The sequence below is a fragment of the Asticcacaulis endophyticus genome (genome assembly GCF_014652575.1).
Taxonomy (GTDB): Bacteria; Pseudomonadota; Alphaproteobacteria; order Caulobacterales; family Caulobacteraceae; genus Asticcacaulis; species Asticcacaulis endophyticus.
This window is the reverse complement of record NZ_BMZB01000005.1, coordinates 93042-106381: the sequence shown is the minus strand read 5'-3', so window position 1 is coordinate 106381 and position 13340 is coordinate 93042. Positions and strand designations below refer to the sequence as shown.

Sequence of the window (13340 nt, the reverse complement as noted above, 5' to 3'; positions counted from 1 at the left end):
TGTCGTCCTCGCCTATCCTCCCGCCACCTGACCGCAGGAGGAAAAATCATGCGCCTATATAAAAGCCTTGCCTTAGCCCTTATTTTGATTGCCCCTATCGCAGGCGTCCCCGCGATAGCCCAGACCGTCACCGCCGAAGCGGCCATGGCCGCCACCGACCGTCCGCCTCAGCACACGGAGCGCGATGCCGCGCGCAAACCGGAAATGGCGTTCCTGCTGCCCTATATTAAGGCAGGCGACACCGTGCTCGATATGGGCGCGGGTGGCGGCTACACCTCCATGCTGATGTCCACGGCGGTCGGCGATACTGGTAAGGTCTATGTGCAAAATCCGGCCTCATGGGTTGAAAACTATAAGATGCAGCCCGCGCTCGATTACCTGACCTCAAAACGCGCCAATGTCACCGTGGTTGTGGCCCCGTTTGAGGATATCCCCGCACCCGCCAAGCCCTATGATGTCATCTTTGCGGGCATGATCTATCACGACACCTTCAATGATCCGAAGGCCGATGTCGCCAAGATGAACGCAGCCTTGTTCAAGGCTATTAAGCCCGGCGGTTATTTCATCATCACCGACCATAAGGCGCCGGACGGCTCAGGTCTGCGCGACACCAACACCACCCACCGCATCGACCAGCAAACCGTGATTGACGGCGTCACCAAGGCCGGCTTCAAGCTGGTGCTTGATTCCGACGCGCTCAGCCACCCTGAAGACGATCGCAGTCTCAATGTGTTTGATGCCAAAATCCGCGGCAAGACCGACCGCATGGCGCTGGTGTTCCAGAAACCTTAAAGGAATCACTACAAAACGCTCACCAGTTTCTGTATTGTGATTACTCAAGGCTTTAATCCGCCGTACCGAAAGCCTTCAGTTTGGATGAGATGCCAGGCGTCAAGCGCCGCAGGTACAGTGAGTACCTGTAAGCGATGACAACGCCGCAGATCGCCAAAATCAAGGCTTTCGCATGTCCGTCATCGCCCGCTTACCTACTGAAACCATCAACCGCATCGCCGCTGGCGAAGTGGTGGAGCGCCCGTCATCCGCCATCAAGGAACTGGTTGAAAACGCCATTGATGCCGGGGCCCGCAGCATCGACATTCAGGCCGAAATGGGCGGGCTGTCGCGGATAATCATAGAAGACAACGGGCGCGGCATGTCGGAAATCGACCTGCCGCTGGCGGTCGAGCGGCACGCCACCTCAAAGCTGAAACCGCAGGCCGATGGCACCTGGGACCTGATGCACATCCAGACGCTGGGCTTTCGCGGCGAAGCCCTGCCGTCGATGGGGTCGGTGGCGCGGCTGAATATCATCTCCAAACCGGCCGATCAGGACGCAGCGTTTGCCATTGAAGTCGACGGCGGACGGATCGCGCCCTTGCGCCCCGCCGCCTTTTCGCGCCCGCACGGCACGCGGGTCGAACTGAAAGACCTGTTCTACGCCACCCCCGCCCGGCTCAAGTTCATGAAGACCGACCGGGCTGAAAACATGGCCATTGCCGAAGAGGTCAAACGTCAGGCCATGGCCCACGAGGATGTCGGCTTTACGCTGGAGCTGGACGGTAAACGCCAGTTGCGGTTGTTTGCTGAAACACCGGGCTTTGAGGGCCGCCTGAAGCGATTAGCGGCCATTCTTGGTGAGGATTTCGGACGCAATTCGCTGCTGATTGATCAGGGTCGCGAAGGCGTGCGCCTGACCGGCTATGCCGGTTTGCCAACCTTTTCGCGCGGCAATGGCCAGCATCAGTACCTGTTCGTCAATGGCCGTCCGGTGCGCGATAAGCTGCTGCAAGGGGCTCTGCGCGGGGCCTATGCCGATTTTCTGGCTAGAGATCGCCACCCGATGGCGGTGCTTTATCTCGATATCGATCCGCAGGATTTGGACGTCAACGTCCATCCGGCCAAGACCGAAGTGCGTTTCCGTGATCCGAACCTGGTGCGCGGTCTGATTATCGGCGCGCTGAAACATGCGCTGGCCTCCGCCGGTCACCGTGCGGCCACCACCGTGGCGGATCAGGCGCTGTCTGGACTGCGCCCGCAGATTGCCAGCTTGGGGTATCAGTATCCGACGCCTGCCCCCCGTCCGGCCTATTCGCTCGACGCGCCACATCCCAACTATATGTCGACGCCCGCTTTCATGCCGTCTGCGCGGGTCGAAGCTGATTTTGTGCCGCACTACGGCGAACTGGCCGAAGCTATTGCCGATATCGAACTGTCTGCCCCGCCCGCAGACATCGCGACCCAGCATCCGTTAGGGGCGGCGCGCGCGCAAATCCATGAGACCTATATCCTCGCCCAGACCAGCGATGGCCTGGTCATCGTCGATCAGCACGCCGCCCACGAACGGCTGGTCTATGAGCAGATGAAAACGGCGATGGCGCAGGGCCATGTCGCCCGCCAAAGCCTGCTGATCCCGGAAATTGTCGATCTGGAACCCGCCGATGTGTCGCGACTGATGACCAAGCAGGGCGATCTCGATGTCATGGGACTGGCGATCGAAGCCTTTGGGCCGTCGTCGATACTGGTGCGCGAAACTCCGGCCCTGCTGGGTGATTGCGATGTCGGGGCCCTGATCCGCGATCTGGCCGATGACATCGCCGAACACGGTCAAGCGCTGGCGCTCAAGGAGCGAATGGCTGAAATCTGCGGTAATATGGCCTGCCGTAATTCTGTGCGCGCCGGTCGCCGTTTGACAGGCGAAGAGATGAACGCCCTGCTGCGCCAGATGGAGGCCACACCCCACTCCGGCCAGTGCAATCACGGTCGCCCGACCTATGTTGAGTTAAAACTCAAGGATATCGAAAAGCTGTTCGGGCGACGTTAAAGCCTATCGGGGCTTGACTCTTAAGACTAAAACGCGCAAAAGGCCCGACACATTGGCGCCCTCCAGCGCTTTTGACGACAAACCTTCGCCATCATGACCCCGGCACTGCGACCGGACAGGGATGGGAAGGCTCCCCGACAACGCGTGGCGTTCTCGGGGTCTTTTTGTTGTTCAAAATCGCGGGTGCCAGATATGAGGATTTTGAGGTTTGACTCGCTACCATGTTTGATAGCTTAAACGAGCGCCTATCGGGACTGTTTGACCGACTGAGTGGCCGTGGCGTCCTTTCGGAAAAGGACGTTGACGAAGCCCTGCGCGAAGTGCGGGTCGCCCTGCTTGAGGCCGATGTCGCCCTGCCGGTCGTGCGCAAGTTCATGGATAAGGCCCGCGAACTGGCGACCGGCGAGGCGATCATCAAAGCCATTAAACCCGCCGATCAGGTGGTCAAGATTGTCTATGACGGCTTGATTGACATGCTGGGCGGCGAAGAGCCGGAACCGCTCAATCTGGCCGCCGTGCCGCCGGTTGTCATCCTGATGGCCGGCCTGCAAGGGTCGGGTAAGACCACGACCTCGGCCAAGCTGGCGCTGCGCCTTTCCAAATTTGATCGCAAAAAGGTCATGATGGCCTCGCTCGATACCCGCAGGCCTGCGGCTATGGAGCAACTGAAACTGCTGGGCGATCAGGTCGGCGTCGATGTCCTGCCGATCGTGGCCGGTCAGTCCGCGATTGAAATCACCCGCCGCGCTTTGCAATCGGCCAAGCTTCAGGGCTTTGATGTCCTGATCCTCGATACCGCCGGCCGCACCACGCTGGATGAAACCCTGATGGCCGAAGCGGCTGAGATTGCCAAAATCTCAAGCCCGACCGAGACCTTCCTGGTGGCTGACTCACTCACCGGTCAGGATGCGGTGCGCACCGCCGAAGCCTTCCATGCCCGCCTGCCGCTGACCGGCCTGATCCTGACCCGCGCCGATGGTGATGCGCGCGGCGGGGCCATGCTCAGCATGCGCGCCACGACCGGACTGCCCATCAAGTTCCTCGGTGCCGGTGAAAAGATCGAAGCGCTTGATGTCTTTGATGCCAAGCGTATTGCGGGCCGTATTCTGGGTCAGGGCGATGTGGTCGCGCTGGTCGAAAAGGCCGCCCAAGAGCTTGATGCCGCCAAGGCCGAGCAGATGGCCAAAAAGCTGTCCAAGGGCCAGTTTGACCTCAACGATCTGGCCGATCAACTCGGTCAGATGCAAAAAATGGGTGGTATGCAGGGGATCATGGGCCTGCTGCCCGGCGTGCAAAAGATCAAGAAGCAGATCAGCGATCTGGATATGTCCGATAAGATGTTCGCCCGTCAGGTGGCGATTATCTCGTCCATGACCAAGCTGGAGCGCAAGAAACCCGACATCCTTAACGCCTCACGCAAGCGCCGCGTTGCCGCAGGTGCGGGCGTCGATGTCGCCGAAATCAACCGCCTTTTGAAACAGCATCGCCAGATGGCCGACGCCTTTAAGATGATGGCGCGCAATACCGGTGGGCGCGGCGGCGGCATGGGCGCTATGGCCAAGATGCTTGGCATGGGCGGCGGTCCAAACATGGCTCAGATGCAGCAAATGGGTAAGGCCCTCAAAGGCGATCCCAACCTCGCCATCGGTGAAAACGCCGCCGTTGATATGGAACGGCTTAAGCAACTGGGCGCAGGTAAATTACCAAATCTTCCTGCTGGCGGGCTTCCGGGATTACCCGGCCTCGGCAGTGGCGGACTTCCCGGACTTGGTGGGGGCAACCCCTTCGACCCGAAAAAGAAATAACTGAAACGCTTTAAATCTAATCTCTCAAAGGATCTTATATCATGTTGAAAATTCGTCTGTCGCGCGGTGGCTCCAAGAAGCGCCCGTACTACCACATCGTTATCGCTGACGCTGCCGCTCCCCGCGACGGTAAGTTCATCGCCAAGGTTGGCGCCTACAACCCAATGCTGGGCAAGGACAATGAGGCCCGCGTCACGCTTAAGGTTGAAGCCATTGCTGACTGGCTGAAAAAAGGCGCGCAGCCGACCGACCGCGTCGCACGCTTCCTGGCCAAAGAAGGTCTGGTAAAGTGGGAACACGGCAACAACCCACAAAAGGGTACACCAGGCAAGAAGGCTCAGGAACGCGCCGCTGAACGTGCGCAACGTGAGCAGGACCGTCTCGACGCCGAAGCCGCTGCCAAGGAAGAAGCTGCCGCCGCGGCTGCCGCTCCGGTTGAAGAGCCTGCTGCGGTTGAAGACGTGGCTGCTGAAGAGGCCCCTGCTTCCGAAGAGTCGACCGAAGCTTAATTGCCTTCATAATTTGCTGAATAAGGCCGGGGCATATATGTTCCGGCCTTATTGTTTCAGGTATTCGTCATGACCGAAAAATCCGACCTTATCTTTGTCGCCCAGGTGGCCGCGTCATTCGGCGTCAAGGGCGAGTTCAAGCTGTTGAGCTATACCGCCGACCCGCTCAGCGTGCTGGAATATAACCCGCTGTTTAACGATAAAGGCGAGCCCGCCCTAAGCCTGACGGGGGCCCGCGCCCACAAAGGCGCTCTGGTTGTGCGCGCTGACGGGATCGATGATAAGGATAAGGCCGATAAGCTCAAAGGGCTTAAGCTCTATGTGCCGCGCTTAGCCTTTGCCGAACCCGAAGACGAAGACGATTTCTACATCACCGACCTGATCGGCTTAGAGGCCCGTAACGGCAGCGGCGAAGTCGTGGGCCGCATCAAAAATGTCGATAATTTCGGCGCGGGCGATTTGCTCGATATTCAGCCGAAATCCGGCGCCAGCTTCTATCTGGCCTTCACGCGCGAAAACGTGCCCGAAGTCTCGGTCACCGGCGGCTATGTCGTGATCGAACTGCCGCCGGAAACTCAGGCTGAACCATCGGATGCGGAACAGCCCTAAGCGCTAAATTTAGCGGGCGATATTCAGCACAATCAGGCTGAGGCCCATCAGTACGCCCCACGCCTGCACGCTTAAGCCTGCGATCAGCAGCAGCTTGAGGGCGTCCGAGCGACCCTTTACCGGCTTGGTATCCGCCGAGTTGATGTTCGCCGAGTTGATATTCATTGTCTGCGTAGTCATCACATAACCCCTTTAGTGATTTAACTTAGGACGCAGTTTTCCGGCCCGAAAAGAACGTGTGTTCAAATTCGGCGAAAATGCGCATGTACTGTTTCGAGTACTGCAAGGCATGTGCCGGATGGCCTGTCTCTCCCCATGGCCCCTTACCCCGCTTTTGACGCCCCTAAAAAAGCGTCGCCCCCGGCTCCCGACGGGGGTCATGACGGACATTTAACCCCTCATTAAGCATATATTGGGGATAGATTTGGAAAGGCGTCAAGCCGCTATTTTGCCACTAGCGCCAATTATACAACAATGACGCGAAGAGGGCCCGAAATAGACATATTTATCAATAATTTATAATTTAAGAATTTTTTGTTTCAGGAAGAAAACCTGCGCCGCACCATAGTTACGGGTGTCGATTATTTCCCACAGTTCGGACAAAAACGTCGCTTCATCGGCCCCTTTTTCGAGCACAACGATGGCATTTTCAGATACCCATTTACCTTCGATCAGCTCAGTAAGGGCGACCTCCCCCAACCCCTTGTGGTAGGGCGGGTCCAGGAACACAAGATCAAAGGGCGCACCCGCCGATGAGGGCCTGATCCCTAATTGGGTCGCATCGCGGCGATGCACGCGGGTGACACCGAATTTTCCAAACGCTTCGATATTTTCGCGGATGGCACCGCGCGCGTCATCATCGGTTTCAACAAACAGGCAAAAGGCCGCCCCGCGCGACAGGGCCTCAAACCCCAGCGCGCCGGAACCTGCAAACACATCCATAACCCGAAGGCCCGATAAGGCGGGCATCCAGTCGGCATGTTCCAAGATATTGAACACGGCCTGGCGCGCCCGATCAGAGGTCGGGCGCGTCGTTTTACCTTCGGGGGTCGCTATGGCGCGGCCCTTCAAGTCTCCGCCGACGATCCGCATGAGGCCTATTCGCCTCTGGGCTTACGCGGGCCATCAAAGCGAGGCCCGGATGAACGGGGGGCCGAAGATCTTGGGCCAGCACCGCCTGGATTAGAGAACGACGGACGGCCACCAGAAGGTTTTCCACCAAATGAGGGCTTACCACCAAAAGAGGGTCGGCCACCTTCGGGGCGATCACCGCGAGGTTTGAAATCGCCACGCGGCTTGTCACCGAAGCCGCCACGGTCAGGACGGTCGCCACGGGGCTTGAAATCACCACGAGGTTTGTCGCCGAAACCACCACCAGCAGGACGGTCACCACGGGGTTTGAAGTCACCACGAGGCTTGTCGCCAAACCCACCACCAGCAGGACGGTCACCGCGAGGTTTGAAGTCACCACGCGGCTTGTCGCCAAACCCACCACCAGCAGGACGGTCACCGCGAGGTTTGAAATCACCACGCGGCTTGTCGCCGAAACTACCACCAGCAGGACGGTCACCGCGAGGTTTGAAATCACCGCGTGGCTTATCGCCGAAACCACCGCGATCAGGACGATCCCCACGCGGTTTGAAATCACCGCGAGGTTTGTCACCGAAGCCGCCACCAGCAGGGCGATCACCACGGGGTTTAAAGTCACCGCGAGGTTTGTCACCGAAACCACCACGATCCGGACGGTCGCCAGCGGGTCTGTCAAATCTGGGTTTATCAAAGCGTGGTTTGTCGCCGAAACCGCTGCGGTCAGGGCGATCACCCCGCGCGGAGAAACCTTCCCGCGGTTTGTCGAAGCGCGGACGTTCAGTCCCCGCGCCCTCACCTCTGGGTTTGTCGAATCTGGGTTTATCAAAGCGTGGTTTGTCGCCAAAATCGCGGCGTGGGCGATCCGAAAATTCCGGGCGCGGATTGCGGTCTTTGGCATCGCCGTCGCCTTCGAAGCGCGGACGATGATCGAAATCACGTTCCTTGAAATCGCGGTCATCAGTGAACTTCGGACGCCAGCCAGCATTGTCGCCGCCGCGATTACCACCACGATCGCCGCGCGGCTTATCCCCGAACGGTTTTTTGTCGCCAAAGGATTTGCGGTCGCCAAATGCCGGTTTATCGCCAAAGCCGCGCTTGTCGCTGAAACGATCGCCGCCACCGCGCCGACCATCAGAATGCCCGTCAGAACGGCTGTCATCGCGGCCACGACGCGGCGCATCGGCGGTCTGGGACGCGCCTTCCAGCGGCAGATTGTTCAGCGGCACCACGCCACTCAGCATTTCGCGGATCACGCGCGGGCCGATTTCCTCAGCCTCTCCGGTCGGCAGATCACCCAACTGAAACGGGCCATAAGCCAGACGGATCAGGCGGTTGACCTTAAGACCAATGGCTTCAAGCACCTTACGAACTTCGCGGTTCTTGCCTTCGGTCAGCGACACGGTCAGCCACAGATTGGCGCGGCCGTCGGCCTTTTCCTGCGCCTTATCAAGCTTGGCATCCATCGAGCCATAGTGCACGCCTTCGACGGTCAAACCGTCTTTCAGGCGATCCAGGCGCTCCTGCGTCGTGCGCCCCAAAGCGCGGACGCGATAGGTGCGTATCCAGCCCGACGACGGTAATTCAAGCGACCGCGCCAAGCCACCATCATTGGTCAGCAGCAGCAGGCCTTCGGAATTGAGATCGAGGCGGCCAACCGAAATCACCCGTGGCAAACCTTCGGGCAGGTTGGCAAACACAGTCGGGCGGTCTTGGGGGTCAGAATGGGTGGTCACCAGGCCAACCGGCTTATGGTAGCGCCACACACGGGTGGGCTCGGCCTTACCGACCGGTTTGCCATCGACCGTGACCTGATCGTCAGGTTTAATCAGGGTTGCCGGTGTATCGAGGATGCGGCCATTGACCTTGATCTTGCCCAGACCAATCAGGCGCTCAACTTCGCGGCGTGAGGCAATGCCGGCGCGCGCCAGAACCTTGGCGATGCGCTCACCCGAATGGGCGCTAGCCGCACCTTTTTTGTCACCCGCTTTTTTGGCGTCGTGTTTTTTGAGGAAGGCCGCCTTGCGGAAACCGTCGCGCTTGTCTTCGCGCGCCGCCTCACGGGCCTCAGCACTCATCTCAACGGGAGCGTCGGCAGGCATGTCATTTGAGTTTTCGGGCGTGTTTTGGTCATCGACCATGGTCGCTATCTTTCTAAGAGTGAGGGCCTAAACCACTTAGGTCCTTAAAAGTCACTTGGCCCTTAAAAGTACGGGGGCCCTTGAAATTGGTCACCGGATCGTCTGTAAGAGCCTATGGACCCGACAGATGAAACCCTGATGGCACTGGCTTTGGACGCGGCACGCAAAGCGGGCCTTGCCGGTGAGGTGCCGATAGGCGCTTTAATCTACGATCCGTCAAGTCAAAAGGTGCTAACAACTGTATCAAATGCACCGATATCGACCCATGACGCCACCGCCCATGCCGAAATTCTGGCGATTAGGGCCGCGGGACAGATTGTCGGTAATTATCGCCTAACCGATTTGTGGCTCTATGTGACGCTGGAGCCGTGCGCCATGTGCGCGGGCGCCATATCCCATGCGCGCATAGGCCGGGTCATTTACGCAGCACCCGATCCCAAGGGCGGCGGGGTTGAACACGGCGGCAAGTTCTTTGAGCAGCCGACCTGCCACTGGCGACCAGATGTGCGCGCTGGCGTGCTGAGTGATGACAGCCGCGACCTGCTGAAAGCGTTTTTTAAAGACCGCCGCAAAACGCGTACCTGACGCCTTAACGATCTTCCCGTGCGTGCCAAATGCGCAAGATTACGATCCGGTTTTCCCGAAGTTCATAATGAACCTCGTAATCTCCGGCCACAAAGCTTCGCACCTGCCGCCCCGCATAGGCTTCCTGCAGCCGGCCCAGATGCGGAAATGACGCCAGCCCTTCGACCGCATCCACGATTTTGCTCAAGGTGCGTTTGGCGGCAGAGGGATTGACCGGTGCCAGAAACTCATAAAGCCGGATCAAATCCCGCTGCGCCGCCTTAGTCCATTCAATAGTCATGACGTAATGGAGCGATTATTCGGGCAAGCCGTTCACCCACGCCTTAATATCGGCATGGCTGACCACCCGGCCCTCATCGGCGTCGGCTAGGGCTTCCATCACCATAGCGTGGCGACGAGCCTCCAGTTCCACCCAAGACACCAAAGCCTGCTTGACGATCCACCCCTTTGGGCGGTCGAGCCTGGAGCTGATCTCATCAAGCTGATCCGCCAGTTCAACCGGAATATGGGCGGTGACAACGCGCGTGTTCATGATCAACTCCGCTGAATATATGAGACACTCTACAATTTAATCATTTTGATTAAAATCGATTAGATACGCATTTTTCCGCTTTAAGGGTTCACCCTGTCACAATTTTGGTCTTTAATTACCGCAATTAGCAGAGGTTATCGGATGACATTTGATTTCAAGGCCATGGAAGCGTTCGTCGGGCAATATTCCGCGCACGCTGAAAAGCAGATTCAGGGCCTGACCGCCAACGCCGACACGATCATTGGCAAAGTCATTGTGGTCGTGCTGATCCTGACGGTCACGCTGATTATCTCAGGCTGGCTGTCGGGCATGGTGCGTAAGATGGCGCGCCGACTATCGCATAACCCGGCTGACCGGACCCTGCCTGAGTTTTTCTCTCAGGTCGTCAACTGGCTGATCATGGTGATCGGCATCGTGGCGATCCTGTCGCAGCTAGGGGTGCAGACGACCTCGATCATCGCGGTTCTGGGTGCGGCGTCGCTGGCCATCGGGTTGGCCTTGCAAGGCACCCTCAGCAATGTCGCGTCCGGCATCATGCTGCTGGTCATCAAGCCCTATGTCATCGGCGATGTCGTGCGCATCAATGATATATCGGGTACGGTGTATCGGCTGGGGCTATTCACCACAGAACTGGTCGATGCCAATAATCTGCGCATCAACATCCCCAATTCCAAGATCATCAGCGACCAGATCACCAACTTCACCCACAACGGCACCCGCCGGATAGAGATGATGATCGGCGTCGATTACGACACCGACCTTGATCACGCGCTCAAAGTTCTGAAAACCATCGCGGAAAGCCACCCCAAGACCCTTGAAGCTCCGGTGACATGGACGGGTGTGCGCGGTTTTGCTGACTCATCGGTGACCATAAGCCTCCAGACGTGGGTGCAGGCGGGCGATCATTTCCAGACCGAGACCGATCTTTTTCTGATGATCAAAAAGGGTTTTGATTCTGAGGGCATCATCCTGCCCTACCCGCATCAGGTGCAGGTGGATAAGCATCCAAAGGCCACGCCAGAAACCCTTGCGGACTAGGCCGCGTCAGAACCTATTCCAGCCCGATCTTGCCAATGGCGTAGAACCGTTCGGCGCGTTGGGCGACCAGTTGATCGGCATTGAGGAAATTGAGGGCTTTCAGTTCCTCTTCCAGCACATTGCCGACTGTGCGGATCATTAGTTCCGGGTCGGAGTGCGCCCCACCGGCGGGTTCTTCGATAATGCGGTCGACAATCCCGAATTTCAGCAGGTCGGGGGCGGTGATCTTCATCCGGTCGGCGGCATCCTTGGCGCGCGCGCCGTCTTTCCACAGGATCGAAGCTGCCCCTTCGGGAGAAATCACCGAATAGATGGAGTGCTCCAGAATCAGCACGCGGTTGCCAGCGGCAATCGCAATCGCCCCGCCGGAGCCGCCTTCGCCGGTCACGGTCGTGATCATCGGCACTTTCAGGGTCAGGCTGCGCTCGGTCGAGCGGGCAATGGCTTCGGCCTGACCGCGCTCTTCGGCACCGATGCCGGGATAGGCACCCGCTGTATCCACAAACGTCAAGACGGGCAAACCGAACTGTTCGGCCATATCCATCAGGCGCACGGCCTTACGGTAACCTTCGGGGCGGGCCATGCCGAAATTGTGCTTGAGGCGCGTGGTGGTGTCGTGGCCTTTTTCATGGCCCATAACGACGACGCTCTGGCCGCGGAAGCGGCCCAGACCGCCGATAATCGCCTGATCATCACCGAACTTACGATCACCGCGTAGTTCGACAAAATCCTCAATCAGACCCTCAAGGTAATCGACAAAATGCGGGCGCTCAGGGTGGCGGGCCACCTGCGTCTTCTGCCAGGGCTCAAGCTTTGAATAGGCTTCTTTGCGCATCACATGGGCGCGCTGACGCAGGGCATCCAGTTCCGGCACCATGTCCGTGCCGCCGCTTTCGGACAGGCTGGACAGTTCTTCGATCTTGGCTTCGAGATCAGCAATCGGACGCTCGAATTCGAGATAATGACGCATCAAAGGAATCCCACAACACCGTTTAAGGCGAGCAAATTATAAAGTCTGGCCTTATACAGCAAGCGATCATTCGGAAAAGCCGAAAAATGACGCATCCCTCCTCCCCATTCCATGGGGAGGTGCCGAGTTTACGAGGCGGAGGGGATTTCTACGGCGTACAACAAGCTACCCCTCCGTCAGCCTCGCTACGCTTGCCGCCACCCGCTCCGGCTGCCCGGTCCCCACTGCGTAGGGAGGAGAAACTTTACTGTTTTCCGCATTGCTACTCCGCCCTAACGCTGCGCTTTTTGAGGGCTAACGGATGATGGGTTTCCACCACTTCGCGCAGGCGCTCACCCGCCACATGGGTATATATCTGGGTGGTCGAAATATCGGCATGGCCCAAAAGGGTTTGCACCACCCGCAAATCGGCGCCGCCCTCAAGCAAATGGGTGGCGAAGGCATGGCGCAGAACGTGCGGCGACACCCGCGCCGGATCAATGCCCGCATTCAACGCCGCCTCATCCAGCAACTGCCCAACCCGTCGGCGAGTCAGGTAACCATCGCCGCCGCGTGAAGCAAACAGAAAGCTGTTTCCCTTATCGCCTTTGGCCACAAACAGCTCACGCACACCCAAATAGTCCTTAATCGCCACCCGCGCTGACGGATTAAGCGGCACCAGCCGTTCCACCCCACCCTTGCCCTTAATGATCAGATAGGCCGGGTCTTTCATCACCGCATCCAGTGGCAAAGACACGATCTCAGACACCCGCATCCCTGATGCATAGGCAATTTCAATCAGACATTTCAGGCGAATCGCATGGTGCGGGCCTTTCAGTTCGGCAGCCGAAATCAACGCCTCAACCTCTTCCCGGCTGATGATTTTGGGCAAGACTTGCGCTTTTTTCGCCGCCGGAATCTTTCGGCTGGGGTCGGTCAGCATAAAACTCTCACCGACACAGAAACGGAAAAACTGCCGGATGGCCGAGCGCTTTCGCTGTAGTGTTGCCCCCGTCAGTCCCAGCGCATCCAGATGCTCGAAAAACCGCGCCAGATCAGCCTCGCCCAAGGCCAGCAGATCATTGCCTGCAAACGCTGCAAGGTCGCTCAGGTCCTGCCCGTAGGCCTCCAGCGTGCGCTTAGACGCATTGCGCTCCACCGCCATCATTTGCAAAAACTGCTTTACCGGATCGCGCGCCATTATTACTCCCACAACCCTTTGAGGGTGCGTTAGCATAAACACTGGAAAATACCCATGAATATAC

The 13340-nt window shown here is 58.3% G+C and carries 14 protein-coding genes; 7 read left to right on the top strand and 7 right to left on the bottom strand.

From position 1 onward, the window contains the following. Window positions 1–48 precede the first annotated feature (48 nt). From IE102_RS15325 to rimM, 5 genes are all read left to right on the top strand, one after another. Window positions 49–792 carry a class I SAM-dependent methyltransferase gene (locus tag IE102_RS15325; protein WP_189488284.1) on the top strand — a complete coding sequence of 248 codons (744 nt, stop codon included), beginning with the start codon at window positions 49–51 and terminating at the stop codon, window positions 790–792. Window positions 793–964: 172 nt separating this feature from the next. Continuing rightward, window positions 965–2821, top strand: a complete 1857-nt coding sequence (mutL, locus tag IE102_RS15320; RefSeq protein WP_189488282.1) for a DNA mismatch repair endonuclease MutL — start codon at window positions 965–967, stop codon at window positions 2819–2821. Between the two features lie 221 nt (window positions 2822–3042). After that, window positions 3043–4626 carry a signal recognition particle protein gene (gene ffh, locus IE102_RS15315; RefSeq protein WP_189488280.1) on the top strand — a complete coding sequence of 528 codons (1584 nt, stop codon included), beginning with the start codon at window positions 3043–3045 and terminating at the stop codon, window positions 4624–4626. Window positions 4627–4667: 41 nt separating this feature from the next. After that, on the top strand, window positions 4668–5135 hold the full coding sequence (gene rpsP / locus IE102_RS15310; protein ID WP_189488278.1) for a 30S ribosomal protein S16: 468 nt from the start codon (window positions 4668–4670) through the stop codon (window positions 5133–5135). A 69-nt stretch (window positions 5136–5204) separates the two neighbouring features. Then, window positions 5205–5744: a ribosome maturation factor RimM gene (gene rimM, locus IE102_RS15305; RefSeq protein WP_189488276.1), complete on the top strand. Its 540-nt coding sequence runs from the start codon at window positions 5205–5207 to the stop codon at window positions 5742–5744. 9 nt (window positions 5745–5753) lie between these two features. On the opposite strand, the gene IE102_RS15300 is transcribed toward rimM, so the two are convergent. The 3 genes from IE102_RS15300 to IE102_RS15290 form a co-directional block, all read right to left on the bottom strand. Beyond that, window positions 5754–5924, bottom strand: coding sequence for a hypothetical protein (locus tag IE102_RS15300; RefSeq protein ID WP_189488446.1), 171 nt, complete (start codon window positions 5922–5924; stop codon window positions 5754–5756). A gap of 336 nt (window positions 5925–6260) precedes the next feature. After that, the gene (rsmD, locus tag IE102_RS15295) at window positions 6261–6836 is read right to left on the bottom strand and encodes a 16S rRNA (guanine(966)-N(2))-methyltransferase RsmD (protein WP_189488274.1); all 576 of its coding nucleotides are present in this window, start codon (window positions 6834–6836) and stop codon (window positions 6261–6263) included. A gap of 5 nt (window positions 6837–6841) precedes the next feature. Beyond that, a complete protein-coding gene (locus IE102_RS15290) occupies window positions 6842–8971 on the bottom strand; it encodes a pseudouridine synthase (RefSeq protein WP_229807798.1) in 2130 nt (709 codons plus the stop codon). A gap of 114 nt (window positions 8972–9085) precedes the next feature. Between IE102_RS15290 and IE102_RS15285 the strand changes: the two genes are divergently transcribed. Next, a complete protein-coding gene (locus IE102_RS15285; RefSeq protein ID WP_229807797.1) occupies window positions 9086–9556 on the top strand; it encodes a nucleoside deaminase in 471 nt (156 codons plus the stop codon). 4 nt (window positions 9557–9560) lie between these two features. Here IE102_RS15285 and IE102_RS15280 read toward each other — a convergent pair whose 3' ends face one another. Both IE102_RS15280 and IE102_RS15275 read right to left on the bottom strand, forming a co-directional pair. Then, a complete protein-coding gene (locus IE102_RS15280) occupies window positions 9561–9836 on the bottom strand; it encodes a type II toxin-antitoxin system RelE/ParE family toxin (RefSeq protein ID WP_189488272.1) in 276 nt (91 codons plus the stop codon). 15 nt (window positions 9837–9851) lie between these two features. Next, window positions 9852–10088 carry a CopG family ribbon-helix-helix protein gene (locus IE102_RS15275; RefSeq protein ID WP_189488270.1) on the bottom strand — a complete coding sequence of 79 codons (237 nt, stop codon included), beginning with the start codon at window positions 10086–10088 and terminating at the stop codon, window positions 9852–9854. A gap of 141 nt (window positions 10089–10229) precedes the next feature. On the opposite strand from IE102_RS15275, the gene IE102_RS15270 reads away from it, so the two are divergent. Continuing rightward, window positions 10230–11126: a mechanosensitive ion channel family protein gene (locus IE102_RS15270; RefSeq protein WP_189488269.1), complete on the top strand. Its 897-nt coding sequence runs from the start codon at window positions 10230–10232 to the stop codon at window positions 11124–11126. A gap of 13 nt (window positions 11127–11139) precedes the next feature. Here IE102_RS15270 and IE102_RS15265 read toward each other — a convergent pair whose 3' ends face one another. After that, the gene (locus IE102_RS15265) at window positions 11140–12099 is read right to left on the bottom strand and encodes an acetyl-CoA carboxylase carboxyltransferase subunit alpha (protein ID WP_189488268.1); all 960 of its coding nucleotides are present in this window, start codon (window positions 12097–12099) and stop codon (window positions 11140–11142) included. Window positions 12100–12358: 259 nt separating this feature from the next. Then, window positions 12359–13276, bottom strand: coding sequence for a tyrosine recombinase (locus IE102_RS15260; RefSeq protein ID WP_189488267.1), 918 nt, complete (start codon window positions 13274–13276; stop codon window positions 12359–12361). Window positions 13277–13340 lie beyond the last annotated feature (64 nt).

Coding starts and splice junctions, on each gene's coding strand:
- rpsP (WP_189488278.1), top strand. CDS start 4,668: ATGTTGAAAATTCGTCTGTCGCGCGGTGGCTCCAAGAAGCGCCCGTAC.
- mutL (WP_189488282.1), top strand. CDS start 965: ATGTCCGTCATCGCCCGCTTACCTACTGAAACCATCAACCGCATCGCC.
- IE102_RS15325 (WP_189488284.1), top strand. CDS start 49: ATGCGCCTATATAAAAGCCTTGCCTTAGCCCTTATTTTGATTGCCCCT.
- IE102_RS15280 (WP_189488272.1), bottom strand. CDS start 9,836: ATGACTATTGAATGGACTAAGGCGGCGCAGCGGGATTTGATCCGGCTT.
- IE102_RS15290 (WP_229807798.1), bottom strand. CDS start 8,971: ATGGTCGATGACCAAAACACGCCCGAAAACTCAAATGACATGCCTGCC.
- IE102_RS15275 (WP_189488270.1), bottom strand. CDS start 10,088: ATGAACACGCGCGTTGTCACCGCCCATATTCCGGTTGAACTGGCGGAT.
- IE102_RS15285 (WP_229807797.1), top strand. CDS start 9,086: ATGGACCCGACAGATGAAACCCTGATGGCACTGGCTTTGGACGCGGCA.
- IE102_RS15260 (WP_189488267.1), bottom strand. CDS start 13,276: ATGGCGCGCGATCCGGTAAAGCAGTTTTTGCAAATGATGGCGGTGGAG.
- IE102_RS15270 (WP_189488269.1), top strand. CDS start 10,230: ATGACATTTGATTTCAAGGCCATGGAAGCGTTCGTCGGGCAATATTCC.
- IE102_RS15300 (WP_189488446.1), bottom strand. CDS start 5,924: ATGACTACGCAGACAATGAATATCAACTCGGCGAACATCAACTCGGCG.
- ffh (WP_189488280.1), top strand. CDS start 3,043: ATGTTTGATAGCTTAAACGAGCGCCTATCGGGACTGTTTGACCGACTG.
- rimM (WP_189488276.1), top strand. CDS start 5,205: ATGACCGAAAAATCCGACCTTATCTTTGTCGCCCAGGTGGCCGCGTCA.
- rsmD (WP_189488274.1), bottom strand. CDS start 6,836: ATGCGGATCGTCGGCGGAGACTTGAAGGGCCGCGCCATAGCGACCCCC.